This is a genomic window from Pantoea sp. BL1 (assembly GCF_000963985.1).
Taxonomy (GTDB): domain Bacteria; phylum Pseudomonadota; class Gammaproteobacteria; order Enterobacterales; family Enterobacteriaceae; genus Pantoea; species Pantoea rwandensis_B.
The window spans coordinates 24,466-51,359 of sequence record NZ_JZRH01000018.1 but is presented as its reverse complement, the minus strand read 5'-3'; the positions used below and the strand labels follow the sequence as shown (position 1 = coordinate 51,359).

Sequence of the window (26,894 nt, the reverse complement as noted above, 5' to 3'; positions counted from 1 at the left end):
GCCTCCTTCCCTGTTTATCGCAGTTTGATACGCAACAGTGTGTAACCGATCACTGCCGACAGCAGCGAGCCACTGAGGATACCGAGTTTAGAGAAAGTCACCAGCTGCTCATGTGCGGCGTCAAAGGCCAGTGAGCTAATGAAGATCGACATGGTAAAGCCAATACCGCACAGCACACCGATCGCCATGATATCGCGTATTGCGGTGCCGTTCGGCAACACCGCCAGTCGCCACTTCACTGCCAGCCAGCAGAACAACGTAATGCCCAGCGGTTTACCGATCAACAGGCCGAGGATAATGCCCAGTGGCTCCGGTGACAGTACGTCGCCAAATGTAATGCCACTTAAAGAGATGCCGGCGTTAGCGAAAGCGAACAGCGGCAGAATCAGCCAGTTCACCCAGGGCATCAAACCGTGTGCCAAATGTTCTGCAGGCGAATGGCCATCCTTCTCTTCCAGCGGCACGAAGAAGCCCACGATCACCCCTGCCAGCGTGGCATGCACGCCGGATTTAAGCACAGCGGTCCACAGCACCACACCCACCAGCATGTAAATCGCAATGTTACGCACACCGCAGCGGTTCAATATCGCCAGCAATACGATAGCGCCAGCGGCGACGCTCAACGACAGCACCGAGAGATCGCTGGTATAGAACAGCGCGATGATCACGATAGCGCCGAGATCATCAATAATCGCCAGTGCCATCAGGAACACTTTCAGTGCGGCAGGTACGCGGCTGCCGAGCAGTGCCAGCACACCTAAAGCAAAGGCAATGTCAGTGGCAGTTGGGATCGCCCAGCCGTTACGAGCGATTTCATCAGCATGATTCAAACCGAAGAAGATCAGCCCGGGAACCACCATACCACCGAGGGCTGCAATCACCGGGAAGATGGCACGGTCGCGACTGGCTAACTCACCAATCATCAGCTCACGCTTCACTTCAAGGCCGATTAATAAAAAGAACAAAGCCATCAACGCATCGTTGATCCACAGCAACAGGTTTTTGCTGATATCCAGTGCGCCAAAACGAATTTGCACCGGCTCAGCGAGGAACGATTGATAACCTTGCGCGGTTTCTGCACTGTTGGCGAGGATCATTGCCGCAACAGCCGCAAGAATAAGCACGATGCCGTTGCTGGCATCACTCGCGATAAAGCTCTTCAGTAAGCTTCGAATACTACGGGGTTTGTTCACAACTCCTCCTGAGCAGGACAATTTTTAGCGGGTAGTTTAGCGGCGTAAATACCTCGTTAAAAGCAGCTTATGTCTCGTTTATAGATCGGTAATACCGATCTATTAAATCACAGCCATAAAAAAAGCGGAGAGTCGCCTCTCCGCTTCATTGTGAACCACTTACCCGATTAGCGGGTCAGATCGTCAAAGAACTTTTTCACACCATCGAAGAAGCTTTTAGAGCGCGGGCTGTTTTTCTCACCCGTTGGGCCGCCGAAGCTCTCTTCCAGCTCACGCAACAGCGCTTTCTGTTTGTCGTTGAGGCTAACTGGGGTTTCCACCACCACACGACACAGCAGATCGCCCACCGCGCCACCGCGCACTGACTTCACGCCTTTACCGCGCATGCGGAACAGCTTGCCGGTTTGCGTTTCAGACGGCACTTTCAACTTCACGCGACCATCAAGAGTAGGCACTTCGATCTCGCCACCCAATGCCGCCATCGCGAAGTTGATCGGCACTTCACAGTACAGGTTGTTATCTTCACGCTCGAAGATCGGGTGTTTTTTCACCGAGACCTGAACGTACAGATCGCCCGCTGGCGCACCGTGTTCACCCGCTTCACCTTCGCCGCTCAGACGAATGCGATCGCCGGTATCCACGCCTGCCGGGATTTTCACCGACAAGGTTTTCTGGCGTTCAACGCGACCATGTCCATGACAGGCATTGCACGGATCTTTGATCACCGAGCCACGACCGTGACAGGTCGGACACGCCTGCTGTACGGTAAAGAAGCCCTGACGCATCTGCACCTGGCCTGCACCGTGACAGGTCGAACAGGTTTGCGGCTGAGTACCCGCTTTCGCCCCGCTACCGTGGCAGACATCACACTCTTCCAGGGTTGGAATGCGGATCTCTTTGGTCACGCCGCGTACCGCTTCTTCCAGCGACAGCTCCATGTTGTAGCGTAAATCGGCGCCACGGGCAGCACGCTGACGGCGTCCACCACCAAAAATATCGCCAAATACGTCGCCAAAGATATCGCTGAAGTCAGCACCACCGCCGCCAAAGCCGCCGCCACCGAATCCACCACCGCCCATGCCACCCTGTTCGAAGGCTGCATGACCGTACTGGTCATAGGCCGCACGCTTTTGCGCATCGGTCAGGACTTCGTAGGCTTCTTTAATCTCTTTAAACTTAGCTTCGGCTTCTTTATTGTCCGGGTTACGGTCCGGATGGTATTTCATCGCCAGGCGCTTGTAAGCCTTTTTGATTTCACGCTCATCTGCGGATTTAGAGACGCCTAAGATCTCGTAAAAATCACTCTTAGCCATTTTGTTCTGCCCTTAACATGATCGCACGGGCGTGGAGAGATCTCCTACGCCCGTGCTGGTTTCAACGGCTGTCAGGCCAGCCGTCGCGCCCGGTCAGGGGCAATTATTTTTTATCTTTAACTTCTTCGAATTCAGCGTCGACAACATCGTCATCTTTCTTCGCTGAAGCGTCGCCAGCCTCTGCTGCGCCCGCCTGGCCTTGCTGCTGCGCCAGTTCCATCAGTTTGCCAGACACTTCCATCAGAGCCTGCATTTTGGCTTCGATTTCTGCTTTATCTTCGCCTTTCAGCGCGGTGTTCAGCTCGGTCAGCGCAGACTCAATCGGTGCTTTGTCTTCAGCAGACAGTTTGTCACCGGCTTCATCCAACTGCTTACGGGTGCTGTGCGCAATCTGGTCACCCTGGTTACGTGTCTGTACCAGCTCTTCGAACTTACGGTCAGACTCGGCATTCGCTTCTGCGTCACGCACCATTTTTTCGATCTCTTCTTCGTTCAGACCTGAAGAAGCTTTGATGGTGATCTTCTGCTCTTTACCGCTGTTCTTGTCCTTCGCAGACACGTGCAGGATACCATCGGCATCGATATCGAAGGTCACTTCGATCTGCGGCATACCGCGCGGTGCAGCCTGGATACCGTCGAGGTTGAACTGGCCCAGAGATTTGTTATCACCTGAACGCTTACGCTCACCCTGCAGCACGTGAATGGTCACGGCAGACTGGTTATCTTCAGCGGTTGAGAACACCTGGCTGTGCTTGGTTGGGATGGTGGTGTTCTTGCTGATCAGCGCAGTCATCACGCCACCCATGGTTTCGATACCCAGCGACAGCGGGGTCACGTCCAGCAGCAGAACGTCCTTCACTTCACCAGCCAGCACACCGCCCTGAACCGCAGCACCCACAGCAACCGCTTCATCCGGGTTCACGTCTTTACGTGGCTCTTTACCAAAGAACTCAGTGACTTTGGCCTGAACCATTGGCATACGGGTCTGACCACCAACGAGGATAACGTCGTTGATATCAGAAACAGACAGACCTGCATCTTGCAGCGCAACTTTCAGTGGCTCGATAGAACGGGTCACCAGATCTTCAACCAGTGATTCCAGCTTCGCACGGGTCACTTTGATGTTCAGGTGCTTAGGACCGGTTGCATCTGCAGTGATATACGGCAGGTTAACGTCGGTCTGCTGCGCTGAAGACAGTTCAATCTTCGCTTTTTCAGCCGCTTCTTTCAGACGCTGCATCGCCAGCGGATCGTTATGCAGATCGATACCCTGGTCTTTCTTGAATTCAGCAACTAAGTAGTTGATCAGACGGCTGTCGAAGTCTTCACCACCGAGGTGAGTATCACCGTTGGTCGCCAGCACTTCGAAGGTTTTCTCGCCATCAACTTCATCGATCTCGATGATAGAGATATCGAAAGTACCACCACCCAGGTCATATACCGCGATAGTGCGGTTGCCCTGACCTTTGTCCAGACCGTAAGCCAGTGCAGCTGCGGTAGGTTCGTTGATGATACGTTTTACGTCCAGACCCGCGATACGGCCGGCATCTTTGGTTGCCTGACGCTGTGCATCGTTGAAGTAAGCTGGAACAGTGATAACCGCTTCGGTTACCGCTTCACCGAGGAAATCTTCCGCGGTTTTCTTCATCTTTTTCAGCACTTCAGCAGAGATCTGCGGTGGTGCCATTTTCTGGTCTTTCACGTTCAACCATGCGTCACCGTTATCAGAACCGATGATTTTGTACGGCATGATTTTGATATCACGCTGCACTTCTTCGTCCTGGAAACGACGGCCAATCAGGCGCTTGATCGCGAACAGGGTGTTCTGCGGGTTAGTCACCGCCTGACGTTTAGCCGGCTGACCGACCAGAGTTTCGCCATCTTGTGTATATGCAATGATTGACGGTGTGGTGCGATCGCCTTCGGCGTTTTCAAGCACACGTGCTTTACCACCATCCATAACCGCAACACATGAGTTGGTTGTACCCAAGTCAATACCAATAATCTTACCCATCTAAACGTCTCCCACTTAAATTCTTTGTCAATTAGCGTTGTTAGCAGATGTGCGGTCAAACTGACCCTTTTCAACTGCTGTAACAGGCTTTTTTTGCTGCCTGCCATCACTCGATGACAACTAAATGGGGCCGCTTCAGAGCGCATCAAGGGTTAAAACTAAAATATTTTAAAAAAAATGCGGAAAAGAAAAAGGCGCTTACGCGCCTTGAGTTAAACATTTACCTGATTGAGCAGTGTCGATCGCTGTTTTTCGCTCTGAAGCCAGAGGCCGACCAGCAAACCAATCAACGCCAGCGCCAACACATACCAGGCGGGTGCCATCGGCGTGAGTTGCATCATTAGCGTCACGCTAATGGGTGTCAGACCGCCGAAAATCGCATAGGCCACATTGTATGAGAAGGAGATGCCGGTGAAACGCACCGCCGCCGGGAACGCTTTAACCATCACAAAAGGCACCACACCCACCACGCCAACGCTCAATCCCGCCAGTCCATACCAGACAAACAGCATCTCCGGCGCACCACCCAATTGGTGGAAGAAGTTCCAGCTGAAGATGGCCAGCAGTATGGAGCCACCAATCAACGTACGGGCCGCACCGAAGCGATCCACAACCCAGCCCGCGATGACGCAGCCGATCAGCAACATAACGGTGGCAACGCTGTTGGCCTGCAGACTCAATGCCGCGGGGATGCCATGCTGTTTCTGCATCAGCGTGGGCGCCATCAGAATCACCACCACGATGCAGGCCGAGAGCAACCAGGTCAGCAGCATCGAAATCACAATGCCGCGCTTATGGCTGGCAAGGATGGTTTGCAGCGGCAGCTTGTCAGACAGCGCTTTACGCTGCTGCATCTGCTTAAACACCGGCGTTTCATGCAGCCAGCGGCGCAGATACATGGCCAGCAAGCCGAATAAGCCACCGAGGAAGAACGGAATGCGCCAGCCGTGATCGCGAATCGCTGCCGGTGAAAGCGTGGTGTTCAGCACCGTCGCCACTAGCGAACCCAGCAAAATGCCCGCGGTTAAACCCGCTGTCAGCGTGCCACAGGCAAAACCAATGCGTTTTTCCGGCACATGTTCAGCCACGAAGACCCACGCACCCGGCACCTCGCCACCAATCGCGGCGCCCTGCAGCACGCGCATCAGCAACATCAAAATCGGCGCTGCGATGCCAATGCTGGCATAAGTCGGCAGTGCGCCCATTGCCAGCGTGGGTAACGCCATTAACAGAATGCTCAGACTAAACATCTTCTTGCGCCCAACTTTGTCACCAAAGTGCGCCATGATGATGCCGCCCAGCGGACGCGCCAGATAACCTGCGGCGAAAATCGCGAAGGTCTGTACCTGACGCAACCACTCTGGGATATCCGGTGGGAAGAATAGCTCGCCGATTACGGCCGCGAAGAAAACGAAGATGATGAAGTCGTAGAATTCCAGTGCCCCGCCGAGGGCGGCCAGCGACAGGGTTTTATAATCCTGGCCGTTGAGACGGCGCGTTGTATGTGCATCCATAGTCGTGCGGTATCCAGAGACAAAGTCAGTGTGGTTGTAAAGCTGGAGTTACTATACCGTCAATATTTCGCCACACCAGTATCGCTGAATTTTATGCCTGAAAACGGCGATTTTCAGACGTTTGTCTCACGCCTTGCACTTTTAGGACGAAATGCTGCTACCACTTCGGGATCGGTTTCCACGTAGGGCCCTTCCAGCAACTGTAAACAATAAGGTACAGCAGCAAAAATACCCGGCACTTTCACTGCACCATCTTCTGCTTTCAGCCCTTCCAGCGTCTCTTTGATGGATTTGGGCTGACCCGGCAGATTGAGGATCAGCGACTGTTTGCGGATCACCCCCACCTGACGCGAAAGGATCGCAGTCGGCACAAACTGCAGGCTGATTTGACGCATCTGTTCGCCAAAGCCCGGCATCTCACGATCGGCGACTGCCAGGGTAGCATCGGGCGTAACATCGCGGCGCGCAGGGCCGGTTCCGCCGGTGGTCAGTACCAGATTGCAGAACAGTTCATCGACCAGTTCACAGATCGCCTGTTCAATCATCGGCTGCTCATCGGGTACTAAACGGGTTTCGATTTCAAACGGGGTAGTCAGCGCGGCGGCGAGCCAGCTTTCCAGCGCCGGAATGCCTTGATCCTGATAAATGCCATTAGCAGCACGATCGGAAACGGAAATTAATCCAATACGCAAAGTATCCATTGAGTTATCGCTGTGGTTGACCGCAAGGCGGCAAATAAAGAGGGATGCAAAGAGGATAATACAAAGCGGAGTCGAGGGAAAAGCGTAAAACCGTGGCGACAGCTGCCGCCACGGTAAATCACCTTACAGCAGTTCGGCGATCATCTTCTCAAGTTTGCCCTGATCGATGGCAAAGTTGCGGATACCTTCAGCCAGTTTGGTCACGGCCATTGGATCCTGGTTGTGCTGCCAGAAGAACTCAGCTTCGGTCATTTTCGCAGGGCGCGCTTTGACTTCACCGGTATAGCTCAGCTTGCGCTCAACCGCACCTTCGCTCTCTGCCAGCTCTTTCAGCAGGCCCGGAGAGATGGTCAGACGGTCACAGCCGGCCAGTTCGATGATTTCACCGATGTTACGGAAGCTGGCACCCATTACCACAGTTTCATAACCGTGCTGTTTGTAATAGTTGTAGATTTCCGCCACCGACACCACGCCTGGATCTTCATGCGCAGCGTACTCTTTCTTATCGGTGTTCTGCTTGTACCAGTCGAGGATACGGCCTACGAATGGCGAGATCAGGAACACGCCTGCTTCCGCACATGCACGCGCCTGCGCGAAGGAGAACAGCAGAGTCAGGTTACAGTTGATGCCTTCTTTTTCCAGCTGCTCAGCAGCACGGATGCCCTGCCAGGTTGAAGCCAGTTTGATCAGGATACGGTCGTTGCTGATGCCCGCATCGTTGTACAGCTTGATCAGGCTACGTGCCTTCGCGATGCTCGCTTCGGTGTCGTAGGAGAGACGTGCGTCAACTTCGGTAGAGATACGGCCTGGGATCAGTTTCAGAATTTCCAGACCAATGTTGACGGCCAGCTTGTCAGAAACCAGTGCCAGCTGCTCTTCTTTGTTGCTGCTCTGCTGACGTGCCCAGGTAATGGCTTCGTCAATCAGTTTGCGGTATTCAGGGATTTGAGCGGCGTTGAGGATCAAAGAAGGGTTGGTGGTCGCATCTTGCGGCTGATAAAGCTTCATCGCCGCGATATCACCGGTGTCGGCGACCACAGTAGTCAGCTGACGCAAGGAAGTAAGTTTGTCCGTCATGGTTCTCTTTCTCTTAGGTTGACTGTCAGGGTGTAAAAGGCTGTTGGGATAATATCACGCACAATTCAGTGCGCAACATCACGAAGTGCCTCATTACGATAGCGCTAACAAATGGGAGCGATTTGCCGATCCGTGCAGCTTTTTTGCTACACTCGTCGCAACTTAATTCCCATCAATCCCCTGTTAACAGGCGGGTCAACAAGGACAAACACGATGCTGATGGTTATCTCGCCAGCGAAGACACTGGATTTTGAAAGCCCGCTGGCGACACAGCGCTTTACGCAGTCAACACTGTTAGAAAAATCACAACAGCTGATCGATGTTGCGCGCGATCTTTCACCGGCGCAGATCAGTTCACTGATGGGCATCAGCGATAAACTGGCACATCTGAATGCCGAACGCTTCAACCAGTGGCAGCCGCCCTTCACGCTCGACAATGCCCGACAGGCAATTCTGGCGTTTAAAGGCGACGTGTACACCGGTTTGCAGGCTGAGACGTTCAGTGATGCAGATTTCGATTTTGCCCAGCAGCACCTGCGCATGCTGTCCGGTTTATACGGCGTGCTGCGTCCGCTGGATTTGATGCAGCCTTACCGCCTGGAAATGGGCATCAAGCTGGCCAACCCGGCGGCAAAAGATCTCTACGGTTTCTGGGGTGATTTACTGACGCAGAAGCTGAATGACGCAATGGCCGAGCAAGGCGATGAGGTGCTGATCAACCTCGCATCCGATGAGTACTTCAAAGCGGTGAAGCCGAAGCAACTGAACGGTGAGTTGATCAAGCCGGTGTTCCTCGATGAGAAAAACGGCAAGTTTAAGGTGATCAGTTTTTACGCCAAGAAAGCGCGTGGCCTGATGAGCCGCTATGTGATTCAGAACCGCCTGAGCAAGCCCGAGCAGCTGAAACAGTTTGATGTCGATGGCTACTTCTTTGCGGCTGACGAGAGCAAGGGTAACGAGTTGGTGTTTAAGCGCCGCGAGCAGAAATAAAAAAAGGTCGCCAACAGGGCGACCTTCCTCTCTTTGACGCGCATCAATGCGCGCCTGTTTGCATCACTTCAGCAAAAACTTACGCAGCTCAGCAAAGTCTGCCGTCATATTATGCGACAGCAGTGGCAGCTCAGCGCGCTCTGCCAGTTCTTTCGGCAACGGCAGTTCCTGACCCAAAATCTCATCCACGCTCTCTTTGAACTTGGCCGGATGCGCAGTGCCGAGGAACAGACCGAATTCGCCTTCCTGCAGGTTGTCACGCAGCATGCGATAGGCAATCGCCGCGTGCGGCTCAGAGATATAGCCAATTTCCGCCAGCTCACGCATGGTGGCTTTGGTGGTCTCATCCGATACCGCGCCAGACACCAGATCGGTCAGGCGCCAGGTTTTACGACGGAACAGCTCTTCCACGCGCGGCCAGTTATTCGGCTGGCTGACATCCATGGCGTTCGACAGGGTTGCCACTGTCGCATTCGGTAGCCATTCACCGTTGCCCAGGAAGCGTGGCACGGTGTCGTTGGCGTTGGTTGCCGCGATAAAGCGCTTGATCGGTAAGCCGAGTGATTTCGCCAGCAGACCCGCGGTCAGGTCACCAAAGTTACCGCTTGGCACGGAGACCACCAGCTGATTGCGCTGCTCTTGTGGCAGTTGCGCCACCGCTTCGAAGTAGTAGCAAATCTGCGCCAGCAAGCGGCTGATGTTGATGGAGTTAGCCGAGTTCAGGCCAATCGCTTTCTTCAGCTCTTCGTCATCAAACGCCTGCTTCACCAGCGCCTGGCAGGCATCGAAATCGCCTTCCACCGCGATGGTTTCAATATTGCCGCCCAGCGTACAGAACAGTTTTTCCTGCAGTGGGCTGATCTTGCCCTGCGGATAGAGGATAACGACGCGCACGTTTTCCATGCCGTAGAAGGCATGGGCCACCGCGGCACCGGTGTCGCCGGAGGTCGCGGTCAGAATGGTGATTTGCTCATCAGCGCCCGACACATAAGAGAGCATCTGCGCCATGAAACGACCGCCGAAGTCTTTGAATGCCAGCGTTGGGCCGTGGAACAGTTCGAGGCAGGCCACATCGTCACTGACTTTCGCCACTGGCGCCGGGAAGGCAAAGGCGTTTTTCACGCGCTCAGCCAGCTGGTGCGCGGCAATCTCATCGCCAATATAAGCTGAGAGAATTTTGCTGCTGCGGCTGACGAAATCCATCTCCAGCATCGCATCGATGTCGGTCAGTTCGAATTCCGGCAGTTCGAGCGGGAAGAACAGCCCTTGCTGCGAGCCGAGGCCCTGTTTAACGGCCTGAGCAAAACTAACCTGCTCGTTGTGATCCTTAAGGTTGTAGAGTTTCATGCGTTATCCCAAGTTACGTGCGCCAGCCGTATCAAGACGGCAGATATGGACGAAGCCTTCATCGTTCTGCAGATAGTGCTGGCTCAGCCAGTCTGCCATCCGCTGTGCCGTTGCCATCTCGTTGCAAACGGCGAAAAGTGTCGGACCGGAGCCCGAAATACCGCAAGCCAACGCGCCGATATCGGCAGCCGCCTGGCGCGCCTCAGCGAAGCCCGGCAGCAGTTTGGTGCGGTAAGGTTCTGCAATCACATCCTGCATCAGTTTAGCTGCCAGCAGCGGCTGGCGGGTATGACAGGCGTGAATAAAGCCCGCCAGCAGACGGCCATGCTTGATGGCATCGTCTTTGCGGTACTGCGCAGGCAGAATCGCGCGTGCTTCAGCGGTTGAGACTTTAATGCCTGGGTAGGCCATCACCCACAGCCAGTCATCAAAGCACGGCACATCCTGTGAGATGATACCGTTCTCTTCAATCATCAGCTGCACACCGCCGAGGAAGCAAGGCGCAACGTTATCAAAGTGCACGCTGCCCGAAATACGCCCTTCCAGCTCGCCCATTAAGGCCAGCAGCTCGGTATCGTTCAACGGCTTGCCGCAGAACTCGTTCATCGCCATCAAACCGGCCACCACCGAGCAGGCGCTGGAACCCAGACCTGAACCGATCGGCATATTCTTTTCCAGCGTCATCGCGACAGGCACTTCTTTGCCAATCGCCTGGCAGAAACGTTCCCAGCACTGATAAACGATGTTCTCTTGCGGATTGGTTGGCAGCTTGCTGACAAAGCGCCCGGAGTTCACCAGGCTGAAGCTGTCGGCCGCTTCTACCGATACGCAGTCACCCAACAGGGTGCCATCCACCGGCGAAACCGCCGCGCCCAGCACATCAAAGCCGACGCTGACGTTACCTATTGAGGCCGGTGCATAAATTTTTACCATCATCAAACTCCCAACTTCCACGACAGTGTACGCAGCAAGTCGGCAAACACGCCGGCCGCTGTGACATCATTCCCCGCGCCGTATCCACGCAGAACCAGCGGGATCGGCTGATAATAGCGGCTGTAAAACGCCAGCGCGTTCTCGCCGTTCTTCACTTTGTACAGCGGATCGTTGCCGTCCACCGCATCGATTTTCACTTTGCAGACGCCGCCTTCTTCAATGGCGCCGACGAAGCGTAACACTTTACCTTCATCACGCGCTTTGGCAACGCGGGCGGCAAAAGCATCATCCAGTTCCGGCAGGCGCGCCATAAACTGCTCAACGTCAGCGATGTCGGTGAGTTCAGCGGGCAGCAGCGGCTCAATCTCGATATCGCTCAGTTCCAGTTGATGTCCCGCTTCACGCGCCAGAATCAGCAGTTTACGTGCCACATCGGTACCGGAGAGATCGTCACGCGGATCCGGTTCGGTAAAGCCCATCTCACGGGCTGTTTTTGTGGCTTCTGATAACGATACGCCTTCATCCAGTTTACCGAAGATAAAGGAGAGCGAACCGGAGAGGATACCGGAGAATTTGATCAGCTCATCACCCGCATTCAGCAAGTTTTGCAGGTTTTCGATCACCGGCAGACCCGCACCGACGTTGGTGTCGTACAGGAACTTACGACGCGATTTCGTCGCGGCCGCACGCATCTGCTGATAGTAATTCCACGACGAGGTATTGGCCTTTTTGTTCGGCGTCACCACGTGGAAACCTTCAGCGAGGAAGTCAGCATATTGATCGGCCACCGCCTGGCTGGAAGTACAGTCCACAATCACCGGGTTCAGCAGGTGATACTCCTTCACCAGACGCATCAGGCGACCCAGGTTGAACGGCTCTTTGGCTTCGCTCAGTGCGCCTTTCCAGTTGCTGAGATCGATGCCGTGCACGTTGGTTAACAGCGCACGCGAATTGGCGATACCGCACACGCGCAGATCAATATGTTTCTCTTTCAGCCACGCCTGCTGACGATGCAGCTGCTCCAGCAACGCCGCGCCGACACCGCCCACGCCCACGACGAACACTTCGATCACCTGGTCGGTGGCGAACAGCATCTGATGCACCACGCGCACGCCAGTGGTGACTTCATCGTTGCTTACCACCACCGAGATGGAACGCTCGGAAGAGCCCTGCGCAATCGCCACGATGTTGATGTTGGCGCGTGCCAGTGCCGAGAAGAATTTGGCGGAGATGCCGCGCAAAGTGCGCATGCCATCGCCGACCACGGAAATCACCGCCAACTGCTCCAGCACATCGAGTGGATCCAGCAGGCCATCTTTCAGCTCCAGATAGAACTCCTCTTCTAATACGCGGCGCGCGCGCGCCTGCTCGCTCTGCGGGACGCAGAAGCTGATGCTGTATTCAGAAGAGGATTGGGTGATCAGCACCACTGAGATGCCGGTGCGCGACATCGCCGCAAATACGCGTGCTGCCATGCCGACCATGCCTTTCATGCCAGGACCGGAGACGTTAAACATCGCCATATTATTCAAGTTGGTGATGCCTTTCACCGGGTTCTCATCCAGCTCGCCTTCGCCACCAATTAAGGTGCCGGGCGCTTGCGGGTTGGCGGTATTTTTGATCAGGCAAGGAATCTGGAACTGGGCAATCGGGGCAATGGTGCGCGGATGCAGGACTTTCGCGCCGAAGTAAGACAGCTCCATCGCTTCCTGGTAGGACATCGACTTCAGCAGTCGCGCATCCGGCACCTGGCGCGGGTCGCAAGTATAAACGCCGTCTACGTCAGTCCAGATCTCGCAACAATCTGCACGCAAGCATGCCGCCAGCACCGCTGCCGAGTAATCAGAGCCATTACGGCCCAGCACCACCAGTTCGCCCTTCTCGTTTCCGGCGGTGAATCCCGCCATCAGGATCATGTGATCGGCAGGGATCTGGCTGGCCGCGATGCGACGGGTTGATTCGGCGATATCCACGGTGGATTCAAGGTAATGACCGACAGCCAGCAGTTTCTCCACCGGGTCGATCACCGTGACTTTGTGGCCGCGCGCCTGCAGCAGCGCTTCCATGATGGCGATAGAGAGCTTCTCACCACGACAGATAATGCCAGCATTCACCGCATCCGGGCACTGGCCCAGTAGGCTGATGCCGTGCAGCACCTGTTTCAACTGGGCAAATTCCAGCTCAATGCGGGTTTTCAGGCCATCATAATCGAAGCCCGGCTGTGCCTCCGCCAGGCCCTGCAGCAGGTCGGCAAAAATCCGTTCGGCATCGCTGATATTCGTCAGTGCGTCCTGGCCGCTAATGGTTTTCTCAATCATCGCAACCAGATGATTGGTGATTTTCGCTGGCGCAGAGAGCACGGTAGCAACCTGTCCCTGTTGCGCGTTGCTTTCCAGAATATCTGCCACGCGGAGAAAACGTTCCGCATTGGCTACTGAGGTTCCGCCGAATTTCAGCACTCGCATGATTGAAGCTCTCCTGAATTTTTGCCGAAAAAAAAGCCCGCACTGTTTAGGTGCGGGCTTTTTTCTTTGTTTTTCCTGTATGCGTCAGCCCGCACCGTTACCTGTGGTAATGGTGGTGGTAATAATAATTGTGGTGTTCAGGCTGTGATTACGCATTGAGATTTTTTCTGTCTGTCTTTGTCTTGTCCGTCTGCCTTCCAGAAGTAAAGCAAAGCGCACGTTAAGTCAACGAATTTGTCTTAGCCGCAATTTTAAGGCGACTGCGCAGAGTTCGGTTTCTGCGCGTAAATCATATTGGGATCGTTCAACTGATCGCCCTGTTTCCCGATCAGTCACTATTAAAACCGATATTCACCGATTATTTATCTATAAGTTTTTTTTCTACATCATGTAGCAGGCGATGCAGCATGGCGCTATCGCGCTGTTCCAGCAGGCCAATACGCTGATCGATCCAGTCTGCCATTTTGGCATCGTCGCTCACCTCCAGTTTCACCAGCAGTTGGTGGAAGCGCTCGCGCAGCGCCTGCAGCTGGTGTTCGTTCGCTACCTCTTTCACTTCTGCCGCGACCTGATTCAGCGCCGACAGCTGATAGCAGTAAACCATCACCGCCTGTCCGAGGTTGAGTGAAGGGTAATCATTGGCCATCGGAATGCCGGTCAGCAGATCGACCTGATCCAGCTCTTCATTGGTTAAGCCGCTGTCCTCACGACCAAACACCAGCGCGATTCGGCTCAGCCACTGGCGCTTCTCTTGCAGAATGGTTTCGACTTGCGCCGGCGTGGCGTAGTAGCGGAACTTCGCACGACTGCGGGCGGTGGTGGCGACCGAGAAATCGACATCGGCCAGCGCCTCACTCAGCGTGGCGTAGGTTTTGACATTATCGAGAATCTCACCGGCACCGTGCGCAACTCGACGCGCAGCCGGGTCTTGCCAGGCATCGCTGGCAACAATACGCAGTTCGCTAAAACCCATGGTTTTCATGGCACGAGCGGCCGCGCCGATATTTTCCGGACGGGCGGGTGAGACAAGGATCAGGGGGAAATGCATGATTTTTCCATCGAACTGTTAACAACTCGCCCTATGTTGGCACGCAGTGGCAAAAATACCAACCGCACGGACAAGAGAAAATAAGATGTTAAGGATGTTAAAAGAGGATAAAAGCGATGGGGAGAAGATATTGTGGGATATAACTAAAATTTCCACGCTTAATTAATATAAATCTATTGTTTTTCATATTATTAAAATATTATTTCTTGCAGGTTTTAGTTTTACCGTTATGCAGCCAAAATGTAGCAAAAATGCTGCTTTTTGTGAGCTAAGCTGGCATTCCTGGAGAAGTTTTTCATAAAAGTGTTAACGTGCTACACTTGCATTTGATATAAGTCAACGAAGCGTTGTTTTTATGCTTATCGGTTGTTGTTGGTGCTGTTAGGTTGCTGTTAATACGGTTAGGATAAGCGCCAGTCCGATACCCACGGGGCACGCAAATATTCATCCTGACTGGCTGAGCTAACACTGAAGTTGACATAGATGGATGGTGTATTCCGAAGATTATTTCGTACACCGGTTGCGTAAGGCACGCTGTTTTGATGAACAGTAAACGCAGCCATCGTACGCCCTGTTTTCGATTTGTTGGCAAATTTTAGGTAGCGAAACATGCAGACCCCGCACATTCTTATCGTTGAAGACGAACTGGTCACGCGTAACACCCTCAAAAGTATTTTTGAGGCGGAAGGTTACGTGGTCTATGAAGCCACCGACGGCGCCGAGATGCATCAGGTTTTGACGGAAAATGACGTCAATCTGGTGATCATGGATATCAACCTGCCAGGCAAAAACGGTTTGCTGCTGGCACGCGAATTGCGTGAACAAGCAAACGTTGCGCTGATGTTCCTGACAGGTCGTGATAACGAAGTGGATAAAATCCTCGGCCTGGAGATTGGCGCCGATGACTACATCACTAAACCGTTTAACCCACGTGAGCTGACGATTCGTGCACGCAACCTGTTATCGCGCACCATGAATCTGGCGATGCCAAGCGAAGAACGTCGCGCGGTTGAAAGCTATCGCTTTAACGGCTGGGAGCTGGATATTAACAGCCGCTCACTGATCAGCCCGAACGGTGAACAGTATAAGCTGCCACGCAGTGAGTTCCGCGCGATGCTGCACTTCTGCGAAAACCCGGGCAAGATTCAAACCCGTGGCGATCTGCTGAAAAAGATGACGGGGCGTGAGCTGAAGCCGCATGACCGTACCGTGGATGTCACCATCCGCCGCATTCGTAAGCATTTTGAATCCACCCCGGATACACCAGAAATCATCGCCACCATTCATGGCGAAGGTTACCGCTTCTGTGGTGAATTGCAGGATTAAGTTTGCTGCAGTTAAAGAAAAACGCCCATCAGGGCGTTTTTTTATGCCTCAATGCCACGGCATGATTGGCACAGCGCTCAGCGCGTTCTTCGGCGAACCGTCCACCACTTTATCTGAGTAGCTTAAGTAAACCAGCGCATGGCGTTTCTGGTCAAAGAAGCGCACCACCTGCAATTTCTTAAACACCAAAGAAGTGCGCTTTTGGAACACAACTTCACCCTGCGCCTTGCCTTGTGCAATTTTATCGCTAAGCTCTACAGGCCCAACCTGCTGGCAGGAGATAGCCGCGTCGGAAGTATCTTCCGCCAGACCTAATCCGCCCTTGATCCCACCGGTTTTCGCCCGGCTGATATAACAGGTTACATTTTTTACGTCGGGGTCGTCGAAGGCTTCCACCACGATCTTATGGTCGGGGCCAAACATCTTGAAAACCGTGTCTACTGAGCCGATCTCCTCGGCCTGTACGCCCGCGCTGAAGATAGAAGTTGCAAGCGTGATTATAAGAAAGCGAGTTATTGTCATTGAGTTACCATTGGCAATCGAATAGATGAGACTGTAATGTACTGTCAATCGAACCCGGAACCAAACCTAAACGGGTTGTAACCCGCATTGATTTAGCACAGCCGATTGACAAACCGCCCCCACGCTTTTGTGCATTTCGTGCTATTATTCGACGACTTCATAGTTGCGCCACCAGAGAGTTATGAGGATGTTTTATGGACCAAGCCGGTATCATTCGCGATTTGCTTGTCTGGCTGGAGAGCCATCTGGATCAACCCCTTTCACTCGATAATGTTGCGTTGAAAGCGGGCTATTCCAAGTGGCACCTGCAGCGTATGTTCAAGGAAGTGACGAGCCACGCCATCGGCGCTTACATCCGCGCGCGTCGCCTGTCGAAAGCCGCTGTGGCCTTGCGCCTGACCAGCCGCCCGATCCTCGACATCGCTTTACAATATCGCTTCGATTCACAGCAGACTTTTACCCGAGCGTTTAAAAAGCAGTTTAATCAAACGCCCGCCTGGTATCGTCGCTCATCGGAATGGAACTCCTTCGGCATTCGTCCGCCGATTCGTCTGGACGATCACCACATGCCTGAGGCCACGTTTGTCACGCTGCCGGAAACGGTGCTGGTCGGGCAAACGCAGAGTTACACCTGTACGCTGGAGCAAATTTCCAGCTACCGTGACGAAATGCGCATCCACTTCTGGAAACAGTTCCTGCTGGAAACCGATACCGTGCCACCGGTGTTATACGGTCTGCATCAGGTGCGTGCCAGCCATGAAAAGGATGACGAGCAGGAGATTCTCTACACCACGGCAGTGCCTGCCGATCAACAGGCATTGAACATGCAGTCGAATCAAAATGTGATTCTCGAAGCCGGGGATTACGTACAGTTCACCTATAACGGTGCGCGCAGCGCGCTGGGTGAGTTTATCCTGCTGCTGTACGGCACCTGCATGCCAACGTTGGGTCTGGTGCGTCGCCAGGGTCAGGATATTGAGCGCTTCTTCACGCATGGCGGTAAGAAACGCAGCGAGCCGCCAACGGAAATCCGTTGCGAATATCTGATTCCCATTCGCCCGCAGCAGAATCGCTGATATGAAAATGCCGTCATGATGACGGCATTTTTTTGGCTTCAATCACGGCAGGTCGTCATAAATGACGACCCTACGATTTAACCGCGTGCGCGTTGATCACGAACCCGCAATTTGGCAGGGTGCGTATTCATCACACCCCCACGAATTTGTAGGGTACGCATTCATGCGCACCGAAACCGGATGACAATTAACGCTGCAACTCATCCAGCGCAGGGGCATCCAGATGCGACACATCGCCTGCCGTCTCGACCACCCAACCTGCTGCCAGCCACGCGCTCTGCTGATGATCCACGCGTGAAATAGAGCAGTTGCGCAGGCGCAAACGGCGCTCAGCGTGCGCCGGCAATCCCAACAGCGTACTCACTAACACGCCTAACGCCATACCGTGGCTGACAATCAACGGACGGCTGCCCGCTGGCAGTTCGAGCAACGCGTTCAGCGCGTCGTGCATGCGCGTCGCCATCTCCAGCATCGATTCACCGCCAGGAATACGGCCGTCCTGGGTGCCATCCACCAGCGTTTTACGCCAGCTCTCCTCTTCCGGCGTTAAGCCATCAAGGGGGCGCTGTTCGAGACAGCCCATATTCAGCTCACGCAAACGTGCATCAACCGTGACCGTACAACCGCAGGCATCCGCGATGATCTCGGCGGTGCGGCGCGTGCGGCCTAAATCGCTGGCAATCACATGGGTGATCCCCTGCGATTTCATCCGTTCGCCCACTTGTTGGGCCTGTTGCTCACCTTTTTCCGTCAGCGGACTGTCGGATTGACCTTGAATGCGTCGGGCCGCATTCCATACCGTTTCGCCGTGACGAACAAGATAGACCTGTAGCATGCTTAATTTCCGTTATACTGCGACAAATTTGCCTTGAGGGTTCAAACAATTATGTACCACGTTGTCGCAGCCACCATCAACCCGGCAAAAATTCGCGCGATTGCTCAGGCGTTCAACGACGTCTTTGGTGAAGGATCCTGCCATATTGAAGGGGTCGAGGTCGAGAGCGGCGTTGCCGCACAGCCGTTAAGCGATGTCGAAACGCGAACTGGCGCACGTACCCGCGTGGCGAATGCGCGTTTGCAGCGTCCTGAATCTGACTACTGGGTAGCGATTGAAGCCGGTATCGAAGGCGATTGCGCTTTTGCATGGATGGTGATTGAAAACGCCCATCAGCGCGGCGAATCACGCTCCGCCAGCTTCACCTTGCCGCCGATTGTCATGGAGGGATTAGCCGCCGGACACGAACTCGGTCACGAGATGGCGCGCTTAACCGGCGTTGATAATATTAAGCAGAAAGGCGGTGCCATCGGTGCATTTACCAACGGCCTGCTCAGCCGCTCCAGCGTTTACCATCAGGCGCTGATACTGGCGCTCTGCCCGTTCACCCATCCGCTGTATCAGCAATAATTAATGGCGGCCTAAGCGCGCTTCCAGCCAGCGTTTCAGCTCGGGAGGCGCCTCTTTCAGACTGTTGGAGCCACGCGTAATGGTGGCGATACCGACACCCAGCTCATTCTTCAGCTCACGCTGGCTCATGTCGCCGTTCATCAGCTCTTCAATAATGCGCAGGCGCGTGCCAAACGCTTCACGTTCATCGGGCGTCATCATCAGTTGCAACAAAGGCAACGACACACCGTCCGCGAAAGCGTTCTGCATCAAATCGATAAAACGCAGCCAGTTATCTTCAACAGGCTGAGCCGCATCCGGCTGGGAAGAAAGAGGTTGGCTCATGAAGGGCTTCCGTACTCATTAGCGAGTACGGAAGCATAGCACAGCTAGTAACGGCGATTCCACTCGCCATCGGCGAGAATCTTATCCGGCTTGCCCATGAAGTAACGGTAGTAGGCGTCATACGCCAGCACATTTTTCACGTAGCCGCGTGTTTCCGAGAACGGAATGGTTTCGATGAATGCCACCGCATCCAGTTTGCCACCGCTGTTATTCAACCAGCTGCGTACCCTGCCCGGCCCGGCATTATAGGCTGCCGAGGAGAAGATGCGGTTCTGATCGAACTGCTGATAGACGTATTCCAGATACTGCGTACCAATCTGAATATTGGTCTGAGGGTCGAGCAACTGGCTGCTGTTCACATAGCCGGGGATGTTATACATCTTCACGGTATGGCTGGCCGTTGCTGGCATCACCTGCATCAAGCCACTGGCACCAACCGGCGAACGCGCTTTCGGATTCCACGCACTCTCCTGGCGGGAGATCGCCATAGCATAGCTCTGCGGAATACCTTTATCGCTGGTGTATTGCTGATACAGATTGCGCCATGCCAGCGGGAAGCGCTCTTTCAGGCTATCCCACATTTTCGCGGTAATAGTGGCCTGCACACTGAGATCCCACCAGTCCTGCTCGTTGGCGTAACGCGCCAGCATTTGCTGCTGCGAATGGGTCTTGCTGGAGATCAGATTGGCCCACTCACTGCGCGCCAGGTTATCCAGCCCCCAATACATCAGCTCACGCACGCGCGCCAGTTCAGGCCCCTGCACCACCGAGTTGTCTGCCGCCGGGGCTTGATCGATCTGCAAAGGATATTCCACGCCGAGACGTTGCGCCGCCACCATCGGGTAGAAACCACGAGCCTGCATCAGCTTACGCAGAATTTCATCGGCTTCTTCTTTGCGCCCCTGAGAAATCAGCAGATCGGCCTGCCAGTATTGCCACTCATCTTTCTCTTTGGCTTCTACTGGCAAACGCGCGATCCAGGTGTTCAGTCCACGACGATCGTTCTGACTCAGTGCCAGCCGCACACGGCGTTCCACCAGCGCAGTGGATTCACTGTTCATCACCACTGCATCACGCCAGCGCGCCTGCTCGGAAGTCAGATCCGCGCCCATCATGCGCCACACCACGGTTTCCTTCAGATCCTGTTCTTCCGCCGGGCTCATTTTCTGCGCCTGTACCAGTTGCGGGATCATCATGCGCGCATTATCCATGTCTTCACGCGCGACGCGGGCAAAGGCATAACTGGTGGCCATCCGAGTGAAATCGGTCGGACCGAGGCTACTGGCAAACGTGGTGACGGTCTGCGGATTTTGCTGCAGCGCAATCAGCGCGCTGGAGGTGGTCTGGTAATCCGCGGGCAACATTTTGGCCAGGTAATTGACCAGACTGTCGTTGCCGGCTTTCATCGCCAGGCGAATACGTTCGAGAATGGTAATCGGCGACATCTGTCCGGACGCTTGCCACACCGAGAACAGCTGATCGCAATCATTCGGTAACGCGGAACCGCGCAGCCAGATCGATTTCGCGCCATCAAACGCCACCTGCTGTTGGCCGGTAGCCCACTTGGCGTAATACCAGTTACACCGCGCCTGCACCGGTTTTGGCTCATCCGGGCTGAAGCTCAATACGCCCTGCCAGTCCTGACGATGTGCCAGCACGTTGACGAAGCGTGTCGAGAGCGAACGCGCCGGTGGCAGCGTTGGATATTGCTGAATGAAATTCTTCACCGCCAGCGGCGTCTCTTGATCGAGATCCTGCGCCAGCAAACGGTATTGCAGATACGGATAGAGCGGATAATCCTGCAGCGTTGGCATCAGCTGCGAGACCTGGTCCATTTGATTGTTATCCCAGGCTTGTTTGATTTGCGCATAGCGCTGTCTTTGTTGATCCAGCGAGTCGGCCCACACGCTGCTGGCCGTGCTGACCAGACAGATCCCTATCATCCAGTTACGCCACTTCTCCACTCTGCTCTCCTCTCTGCTGCGATCCAGCTCATGCCAGACTTAACTCATGCTAACCAGGCCAACGGTCTCTTGCCATGTTCTTCACAAAATTTACGCAGGCGCACCGTGATTGCACACCGTCTGCGCTGTGACTGTGCAAATTATCATCACAAAATCTTATGTCATATCAATTAGCTACAACTATTCATTGACTTACAAAAATGGCACGCGCTTTGCTCTGTTGAATTCCATCTTGTATACCAGTTGGAATTCACTCATGGCAGCAACCTTCGGATACACGCTTCAGGATTGGCAACACCGCTACCAGCAGGACCCACAGTGCATCAGCACCTTGTTGGCAGCACACCTCGACGCTATCGACCAGCAGGATAACGCCTGGCTGTATGTCGCTTCGCCCGCTCAATTGCAGGCGCAAATTGAACCCTTGCTGGCCAGCTACTTGCGCAATCCCGCTGCACTGCCGCTGTTTGGCGTGCCGTTTGCGGTGAAAGACAATATCGATGTGGCAGGCTGGCCGACCAGTGCCGCCTGCCCGGCCTTAACCTACACGGCTGAAACCGATGCCTTTGTGGTCGCACAGCTCAAAGCAGCCGGTGCGGTGGTGATCGGCAAAACCAACCTCGACCAATACGCCACAGGGTTAGTCGGCACGCGTTCTCCGTTCGGTGCAGTCAGCAACACCTTTAACCCCGAGTATGTTAGCGGCGGCTCCAGCTCCGGTTCTGCTTCGGTGCTGGCGCGCGGCCTGGTGGGCTTCTCGCTGGGCACCGATACCGCCGGTTCCGGCCGCGTCCCGGCAGGTTTTAACAACATCGTCGGTCTGAAACCAACCAAAGGCTGGTTCTCGGCCAGCGGCGTCGTGCCTGCTTGCCGTTTGAATGACACCATCTCCGTCTTCGCCCTGACCGTAGAAGATGCCTTCGCCGTTGCCACCGCTGCAGGCGGTTACGATGCCGGAGATGCCTACTCGCGCAGCAATCCGCACACCGCGCCTGCCAGCTTCAAGGCTCAACCTGATTTCGCCATTCCCGCCACGCCTGAATTCTTTGGTGATAAGCAGGCCGAAGCGGCGTGGTTGAGTGCCCTGGAGCAACTGCAAGCGGGCGGCGCGACGCTGCATCCGATCGACTTCACCGCATTCCACCAACTGGCGGAACAGCTTTATTACGGCCCGTGGGTGGCCGAGCGCACTGTCGCTGTCGGTGAGATGATCAATCGCCCGGAAGAGATGGACCCGGTGGTGTACGGCATTGTCAGCAGTGGCCTGAAATACACCGCCGTCGAGGCTTATCAGGCGGAATACCTGCGCGCTGAGCTGACGCGTCAAATCCAGCAAACCCTGGCGCAGTTCGATGCGGTCGTGGTACCGACCTCGCCGACCATTCACACGCTGGAAGAGATGAAGCAGGAACCGGTGCACTACAACTCGCAGTTTGGCACCTACACCAACTTCACTAACCTCGCTGATCTCAGCGCGCTGGCGCTACCTGGCCCGTTCCGCGCTGATGGCCTGCCTGCTGGCATCACGCTGATTGCACCGGCCTGGCAAGATCGCGCATTAGCAGGCTTCGGCCTGAAGTGGCAGCAGCAGATGGCGCTGACGTTGGGCGCCACTGGCAAAGCTCAGCCGATGCAACATGCCGCATTGCCCGTTTCTAAAGATGACGTGCGCGTGGCGGTGGTCGGTGCGCACCTCACCGGCATGCCGCTGAATTTCCAGCTCACCACCCGCAACGCCGTGTTGGTGGAGGAGACGCAAACCGCCAGCCACTACCGTCTGTTTGCCCTACTTGATGGCCCGATTAAAAAACCCGGCCTGCTGCGCGCTGAAAGCGGCTCAGCCATCACCGTGGAACTGTGGGATATCCCGCTGGCACGCTTTGGCGAATTCGTGGCGGAAATCCCGGCACCGCTCGGCATTGGCTCACTGACGCTGGCTGATGGCCGCGTGGTGAAAGGCTTTATCTGTGAACCGGCGGTGCTGTCGCAGGCGCTGGAAATTACCGAATTCGGCGGCTGGCGCAACTGGCTGGCCTCTCAGGGGAGTAAATAACCATGTTCAGCACCGTACTGATCGCTAACCGTGGCGAAATCGCCTGCCGTGCGATTCGCACCCTGAAACGTCTTGGTGTGAAGAGCGTCGCCGTTTACTCCGATGCCGACCGTAACGCGCGCCATGTCAAAGAAGCCGATGTGGCGATCGCGCTGGGTGGCGATAAAGCCAGCGACAGCTATCTGCGCATCGATAAGATTCTGGCCGCCGCCAAAGAGACCGGTGCAGAAGCCATCTGGCCGGGCTACGGCTTCCTCTCCGAAAGCCTGCCGTTTGCCGCCGCCTGTGAAGAAGCGGAGATTGCTTTTGTTGGCCCGACGGCGCAGCAGATTGGCGAGTTTGGCCTGAAGCACCGCGCGCGTGAACTGGCGGCCAGCGCAGGTGTGCCGATGACGCCTGGCACACCGCTGCTCAACTCGCTGGAAGAGGCGCTCAGCGCGGCAGAAAACATCGGTTATCCGGTGATGCTGAAAAGCACGGCGGGCGGCGGCGGTATTGGCTTAACCCGCTGTGACGACGCCGATGCGCTACGTAACGCGTGGGAAAGTGTACGTCGTCTCGGCGAACAGTTTTTCAGTGATGCAGGCGTGTTCCTGGAGCGCTTTATCGACCGCGCACGCCACGTTGAAGTGCAGATTTTTGGTGACGGCAGCGGCAAAGTGATTGCCCTCGGTGAGCGTGACTGCTCATTACAGCGTCGCAACCAGAAAGTGGTGGAAGAGACCCCGGCACCGAACCTGCCGCAGGCGACGCGTGAGGCGCTGCTCTCTTCGGCCGTGCGTCTGGGCGAGTTAGTGAGCTATCGCAGCGCCGGTACCGTGGAATACATCTACGACGCCGCACAGGATGCGTTCTATTTCCTCGAAGTGAACACCCGCTTGCAGGTTGAGCATCCGGTGACGGAGTGTGTCACCGGGCTCGATCTGGTGGAGTGCATGCTGCAAGTCGCCGCCGGTGATGCCATCGACTGGGCGCGACTGCAACAGGCACCCAAAGGCGCATCGATTGAAGTGCGTATCTACGCCGAAGATCCACTGAAAAACTTCCAGCCAAGCCCCGGCACCCTGACCGGCGTCAGTTTCCCGGATGGCGTGCGCGTCGATGGCTGGATCGATACCGGCACCGAAGTCTCAGCGTTTTACGATCCGATGATTGCCAAACTGATCGTTCACGCCGACACGCGTGAGGCGGCGCTGGCGAAAATGCAGCAGGCGCTGGATGCCACGCAGCTGCACGGCATCGCCACCAACCTCGATTATCTGCGCCAGATTGTTGCCACCGAAGCGTTCAGCAGCGGCAAAGTCTGGACGCGTTTCCTCGACAGTTTTACGCCGTCTGCCAGCGTGATTGAAGTGCTGCAACCGGGTACCTTCAGCAGCATCCAGGATTTCCCTGGCCGCCTCGGCTATTGGGATATTGGCGTGCCACCTTCAGGCCCGATGGATGACTTTGCTTTCCGCCTCGCAAACCGCATTGTCGGCAACCACGACAGCGCCGCCGGGCTGGAGTTTACCCTGCAAGGGCCGACGCTGCGTTTCCATAGCGATGCAGTGATCGCCCTGACCGGCGCCGATTGCCCGGCAGAACTGGATGGCACCAGCCTCAATTACTGGCAGCCAATCAGCGTGAAAGCAGGGCAAACCTTGACGCTGGGCCGCGCTCAGAGCGGTTGCCGCACTTATTTGGCGGTACGCAACGGTTTCGATGTGCCGGAATATCTTGGCAGCCGTTCTACCTTCTCACTTGGCCAGTTTGGCGGCCATGTCGGACGCACCTTGCGCGTCGCGGATATGCTGCCGATCTCTCAGCCACGGCTGGCTGCCTGCACCACGCCCGCGCCGGTCAGTGAGCCACAAGCGCTCGATCACGCGCTGGTGCCGCACTATGGCAGCGAATGGCGCATCGGCGTGCTGTACGGCCCGCACGGCGCGCCCGACTTCTTCACACAATCCGCGATTGATGAGTTCTTCGCCAGCGACTGGCAGGTGCACTACAACTCCAACCGTCTTGGCGTGCGCTTAGTGGGACCCAAACCGACCTGGACGCGTGCCAACGGCGGCGAAGCCGGGCTGCACCCTTCTAACGTGCACGACTGCGAATACGCGATTGGCGCGGTGAACTTTACCGGTGACTTCCCGGTGATCCTGACCCATGACGGCCCGAGCCTCGGTGGCTTCGTCTGTCCGGTGACCATTGCCAAAGCGGAGCTGTGGAAAGTTGGTCAGGTAAAACCGGGCGACCGCATTCACTTCCACCCGATCAGCGCTGACGAAGCGGTGGCGCTGGAGAAAGCGCAGGCGCACAGTGTGGAAACCCTGCGCAGCACTCATGCACCAGCCTTTGAGGTGCCCTCACTGGCCGCCAGCGATATTGGCTCCGCCACCTTGCTCGCCGCCTTACCTGCTACGGCTGCCACACCAGCGGCGGTTTATCGCCAGGCCGGGGATAAATACGTGCTGATTGAGTATGGCGATAACGTGCTGGATCTGGCGCTGCGTCTGCGTGTGCACCTGTTGATGAATGCGCTGCGCGAACGCGCGGTGCCCGGCGTGGAAGAGTTATCGCCCGGTGTGCGTTCATTGCAGGTGCGCTATGACAGCCTGATCCTCAGCCAGAAACAGCTGATGAATCTGCTGCTGGAACTGGAAGCCGGACTCGGTGATGTCAGCCAGCTGAAGGTGCCGTCACGGATTGTCTGGATGCCAATGGCGTTTGAAGACAGCGCCACACTCGGTGCCGTCGAGCGTTACAAAGAAACCGTGCGGGCCAGTGCGCCCTGGCTGCCAAACAACGTCGATTTTATCCAGCGTATTAATGGGCTGGAGAGTCGTGAAGCGGTGCGCGATACCCTTTTCGATGCCAGCTATTTGATCCTCGGCCTGGGCGATGTCTATCTCGGTGCGCCTTGTGCCGTGCCGATCGATCCGCGCCATCGCCTGCTCAGTTCCAAATACAGCCCGGCACGTACCTTTACCGCCGAAGGCACGGTGGGTATTGGCGGGATGTACATGTGCATCTACGGCATGGATTCCCCTGGTGGCTATCAACTGGTGGGTCGTACGCTGCCAATCTGGAACAAATTCCTCAAGAACGACCAGTTCGCGGCGGATGAGCCATGGCTGCTGCACTTCTTCGATCAGGTGCGCTTCTATCCGGTGACCGAAGATGAACTCACTCAGCTACGCGATGACTTCCGCGAAGGGCGCGCCACGGTACGCATCGAAGAAACCCTGTTTGATTTCGCTGCCCACCAGCAATTCCTCGCTGAACACGCCGACTCGATTGCCGAATTCCGTCAGCGCCAGTCAGCCGCTTTCGAACAGGAAGTGACGCTGTGGGCGCAGGAAGAGCAGAACGCGCCGCTGACCAGTGAAGAGACGCTGATGGCCCCGGAAGCCGACGAAGATGCACTGGCGGTCTGTGCCGATATGAACGGCAACATCTGGAAAGTACTGGTGCAGCCAGGTGACGCGGTGGAAGCCGGTCAGACGCTGATCATCGTCGAAGCAATGAAAATGGAACTGGCGATTGTCGCGCCGCAGGCCGGCACGGTGAAACGCATTGCCTGCCAGGCAGGACGTCCGGTGAGTCCGGGCGACACCCTGCTGTGGCTGGAATAAGGAGCTGGT

General features: G+C 55.6%; 21 protein-coding genes and 1 other annotated feature. Of the genes, 6 read left to right on the top strand and 15 right to left on the bottom strand.

The features are described from left to right. Window positions 1-14: 14 nt before the first annotated feature. The 6 genes from nhaA to tal form a co-directional block, all read right to left on the bottom strand. On the bottom strand, window positions 15-1,193 hold the full coding sequence (gene nhaA / locus VH86_RS10540) for a Na+/H+ antiporter NhaA (RefSeq protein WP_045832857.1): 1,179 nt from the start codon (window positions 1,191-1,193) through the stop codon (window positions 15-17). A 167-nt stretch (window positions 1,194-1,360) separates the two neighbouring features. Further along, complete coding sequence (gene dnaJ, locus VH86_RS10535; protein ID WP_034826114.1) at window positions 1,361-2,506, bottom strand: molecular chaperone DnaJ; 1,146 nt, start codon at window positions 2,504-2,506, stop codon at window positions 1,361-1,363. Between the two features lie 103 nt (window positions 2,507-2,609). Beyond that, complete coding sequence (dnaK, locus tag VH86_RS10530) at window positions 2,610-4,520, bottom strand: molecular chaperone DnaK (protein WP_045832856.1); 1,911 nt, start codon at window positions 4,518-4,520, stop codon at window positions 2,610-2,612. Window positions 4,521-4,732: 212 nt separating this feature from the next. Next, complete coding sequence (locus tag VH86_RS10525) at window positions 4,733-6,034, bottom strand: MFS transporter (RefSeq protein ID WP_045832855.1); 1,302 nt, start codon at window positions 6,032-6,034, stop codon at window positions 4,733-4,735. 113 nt (window positions 6,035-6,147) lie between these two features. Beyond that, the gene (gene mog, locus VH86_RS10520; RefSeq protein ID WP_038649159.1) at window positions 6,148-6,735 is read right to left on the bottom strand and encodes a molybdopterin adenylyltransferase; all 588 of its coding nucleotides are present in this window, start codon (window positions 6,733-6,735) and stop codon (window positions 6,148-6,150) included. 123 nt (window positions 6,736-6,858) lie between these two features. Next, the gene (tal, locus tag VH86_RS10515; protein ID WP_034826122.1) at window positions 6,859-7,812 is read right to left on the bottom strand and encodes a transaldolase; all 954 of its coding nucleotides are present in this window, start codon (window positions 7,810-7,812) and stop codon (window positions 6,859-6,861) included. Between the two features lie 213 nt (window positions 7,813-8,025). Between tal and yaaA the strand changes: the two genes are divergently transcribed. Beyond that, window positions 8,026-8,802, top strand: a complete 777-nt coding sequence (gene yaaA, locus VH86_RS10510; protein WP_045816719.1) for a peroxide stress protein YaaA — start codon at window positions 8,026-8,028, stop codon at window positions 8,800-8,802. Between the two features lie 63 nt (window positions 8,803-8,865). Here yaaA and thrC read toward each other — a convergent pair whose 3' ends face one another. The 5 genes from thrC to VH86_RS10490 form a co-directional block, all read right to left on the bottom strand. Then, window positions 8,866-10,149: a threonine synthase gene (gene thrC / locus VH86_RS10505; protein ID WP_038649165.1), complete on the bottom strand. Its 1,284-nt coding sequence runs from the start codon at window positions 10,147-10,149 to the stop codon at window positions 8,866-8,868. Window positions 10,150-10,152: 3 nt separating this feature from the next. Further along, complete coding sequence (gene thrB / locus VH86_RS10500; protein ID WP_045832874.1) at window positions 10,153-11,082, bottom strand: homoserine kinase; 930 nt, start codon at window positions 11,080-11,082, stop codon at window positions 10,153-10,155. 2 nt (window positions 11,083-11,084) lie between these two features. Then, the gene (gene thrA / locus VH86_RS10495) at window positions 11,085-13,547 is read right to left on the bottom strand and encodes a bifunctional aspartate kinase/homoserine dehydrogenase I (protein ID WP_045832854.1); all 2,463 of its coding nucleotides are present in this window, start codon (window positions 13,545-13,547) and stop codon (window positions 11,085-11,087) included. A 26-nt stretch (window positions 13,548-13,573) separates the two neighbouring features. Beyond that, window positions 13,574-13,696 (bottom strand) — a sequence feature (Thr leader region). Continuing rightward, complete coding sequence (gene thrL, locus VH86_RS25895; RefSeq protein ID WP_128601299.1) at window positions 13,632-13,703, bottom strand: thr operon leader peptide; 72 nt, start codon at window positions 13,701-13,703, stop codon at window positions 13,632-13,634. (Overlaps the previous feature by 65 nt.) A 202-nt stretch (window positions 13,704-13,905) precedes the next feature. After that, window positions 13,906-14,595: a tRNA/rRNA methyltransferase gene (locus tag VH86_RS10490; RefSeq protein WP_038649173.1), complete on the bottom strand. Its 690-nt coding sequence runs from the start codon at window positions 14,593-14,595 to the stop codon at window positions 13,906-13,908. 609 nt (window positions 14,596-15,204) lie between these two features. Between VH86_RS10490 and arcA the strand changes: the two genes are divergently transcribed. Then, window positions 15,205-15,921, top strand: coding sequence for a two-component system response regulator ArcA (gene arcA / locus VH86_RS10485; RefSeq protein ID WP_034826183.1), 717 nt, complete (start codon window positions 15,205-15,207; stop codon window positions 15,919-15,921). A gap of 48 nt (window positions 15,922-15,969) precedes the next feature. Here the strand turns inward: arcA and creA are convergent, their stop codons facing one another. Then, entirely contained in the window at window positions 15,970-16,443 is a 474-nt protein-coding gene (creA, locus tag VH86_RS10480; protein ID WP_045832853.1) for a protein CreA, read from the bottom strand. Window positions 16,444-16,637: 194 nt separating this feature from the next. On the opposite strand from creA, the gene robA reads away from it, so the two are divergent. Next, window positions 16,638-17,519 (top strand): MDR efflux pump AcrAB transcriptional activator RobA, encoded by an 882-nt coding sequence (gene robA / locus VH86_RS10475; RefSeq protein ID WP_045832852.1) that lies wholly within the window; start codon window positions 16,638-16,640, stop codon window positions 17,517-17,519. 187 nt (window positions 17,520-17,706) lie between these two features. On the opposite strand, the gene gpmB is transcribed toward robA, so the two are convergent. Further along, complete coding sequence (gpmB, locus tag VH86_RS10470; RefSeq protein WP_045815952.1) at window positions 17,707-18,354, bottom strand: 2,3-diphosphoglycerate-dependent phosphoglycerate mutase GpmB; 648 nt, start codon at window positions 18,352-18,354, stop codon at window positions 17,707-17,709. A gap of 51 nt (window positions 18,355-18,405) precedes the next feature. Here gpmB and yjjX point away from each other — a divergent pair, with 51 nt between their 5' ends. Then, entirely contained in the window at window positions 18,406-18,924 is a 519-nt protein-coding gene (gene yjjX, locus VH86_RS10465) for an inosine/xanthosine triphosphatase (RefSeq protein ID WP_045815951.1), read from the top strand. Here yjjX and trpR read toward each other — a convergent pair whose 3' ends face one another. Further along, on the bottom strand, window positions 18,925-19,248 hold the full coding sequence (trpR, locus tag VH86_RS10460) for a trp operon repressor (RefSeq protein WP_038649187.1): 324 nt from the start codon (window positions 19,246-19,248) through the stop codon (window positions 18,925-18,927). A gap of 44 nt (window positions 19,249-19,292) precedes the next feature. Further along, window positions 19,293-21,212 (bottom strand): murein transglycosylase, encoded by a 1,920-nt coding sequence (gene sltY, locus VH86_RS10455; protein ID WP_045832851.1) that lies wholly within the window; start codon window positions 21,210-21,212, stop codon window positions 19,293-19,295. A gap of 256 nt (window positions 21,213-21,468) precedes the next feature. Here sltY and atzF point away from each other — a divergent pair, with 256 nt between their 5' ends. After that, entirely contained in the window at window positions 21,469-23,265 is a 1,797-nt protein-coding gene (atzF, locus tag VH86_RS10450) for an allophanate hydrolase (RefSeq protein WP_045832873.1), read from the top strand. Between the two features lie 2 nt (window positions 23,266-23,267). Beyond that, window positions 23,268-26,885, top strand: coding sequence for an urea carboxylase (gene uca, locus VH86_RS10445; RefSeq protein WP_045832850.1), 3,618 nt, complete (start codon window positions 23,268-23,270; stop codon window positions 26,883-26,885). The last annotated feature ends 9 nt before the right edge of the window (window positions 26,886-26,894 follow it).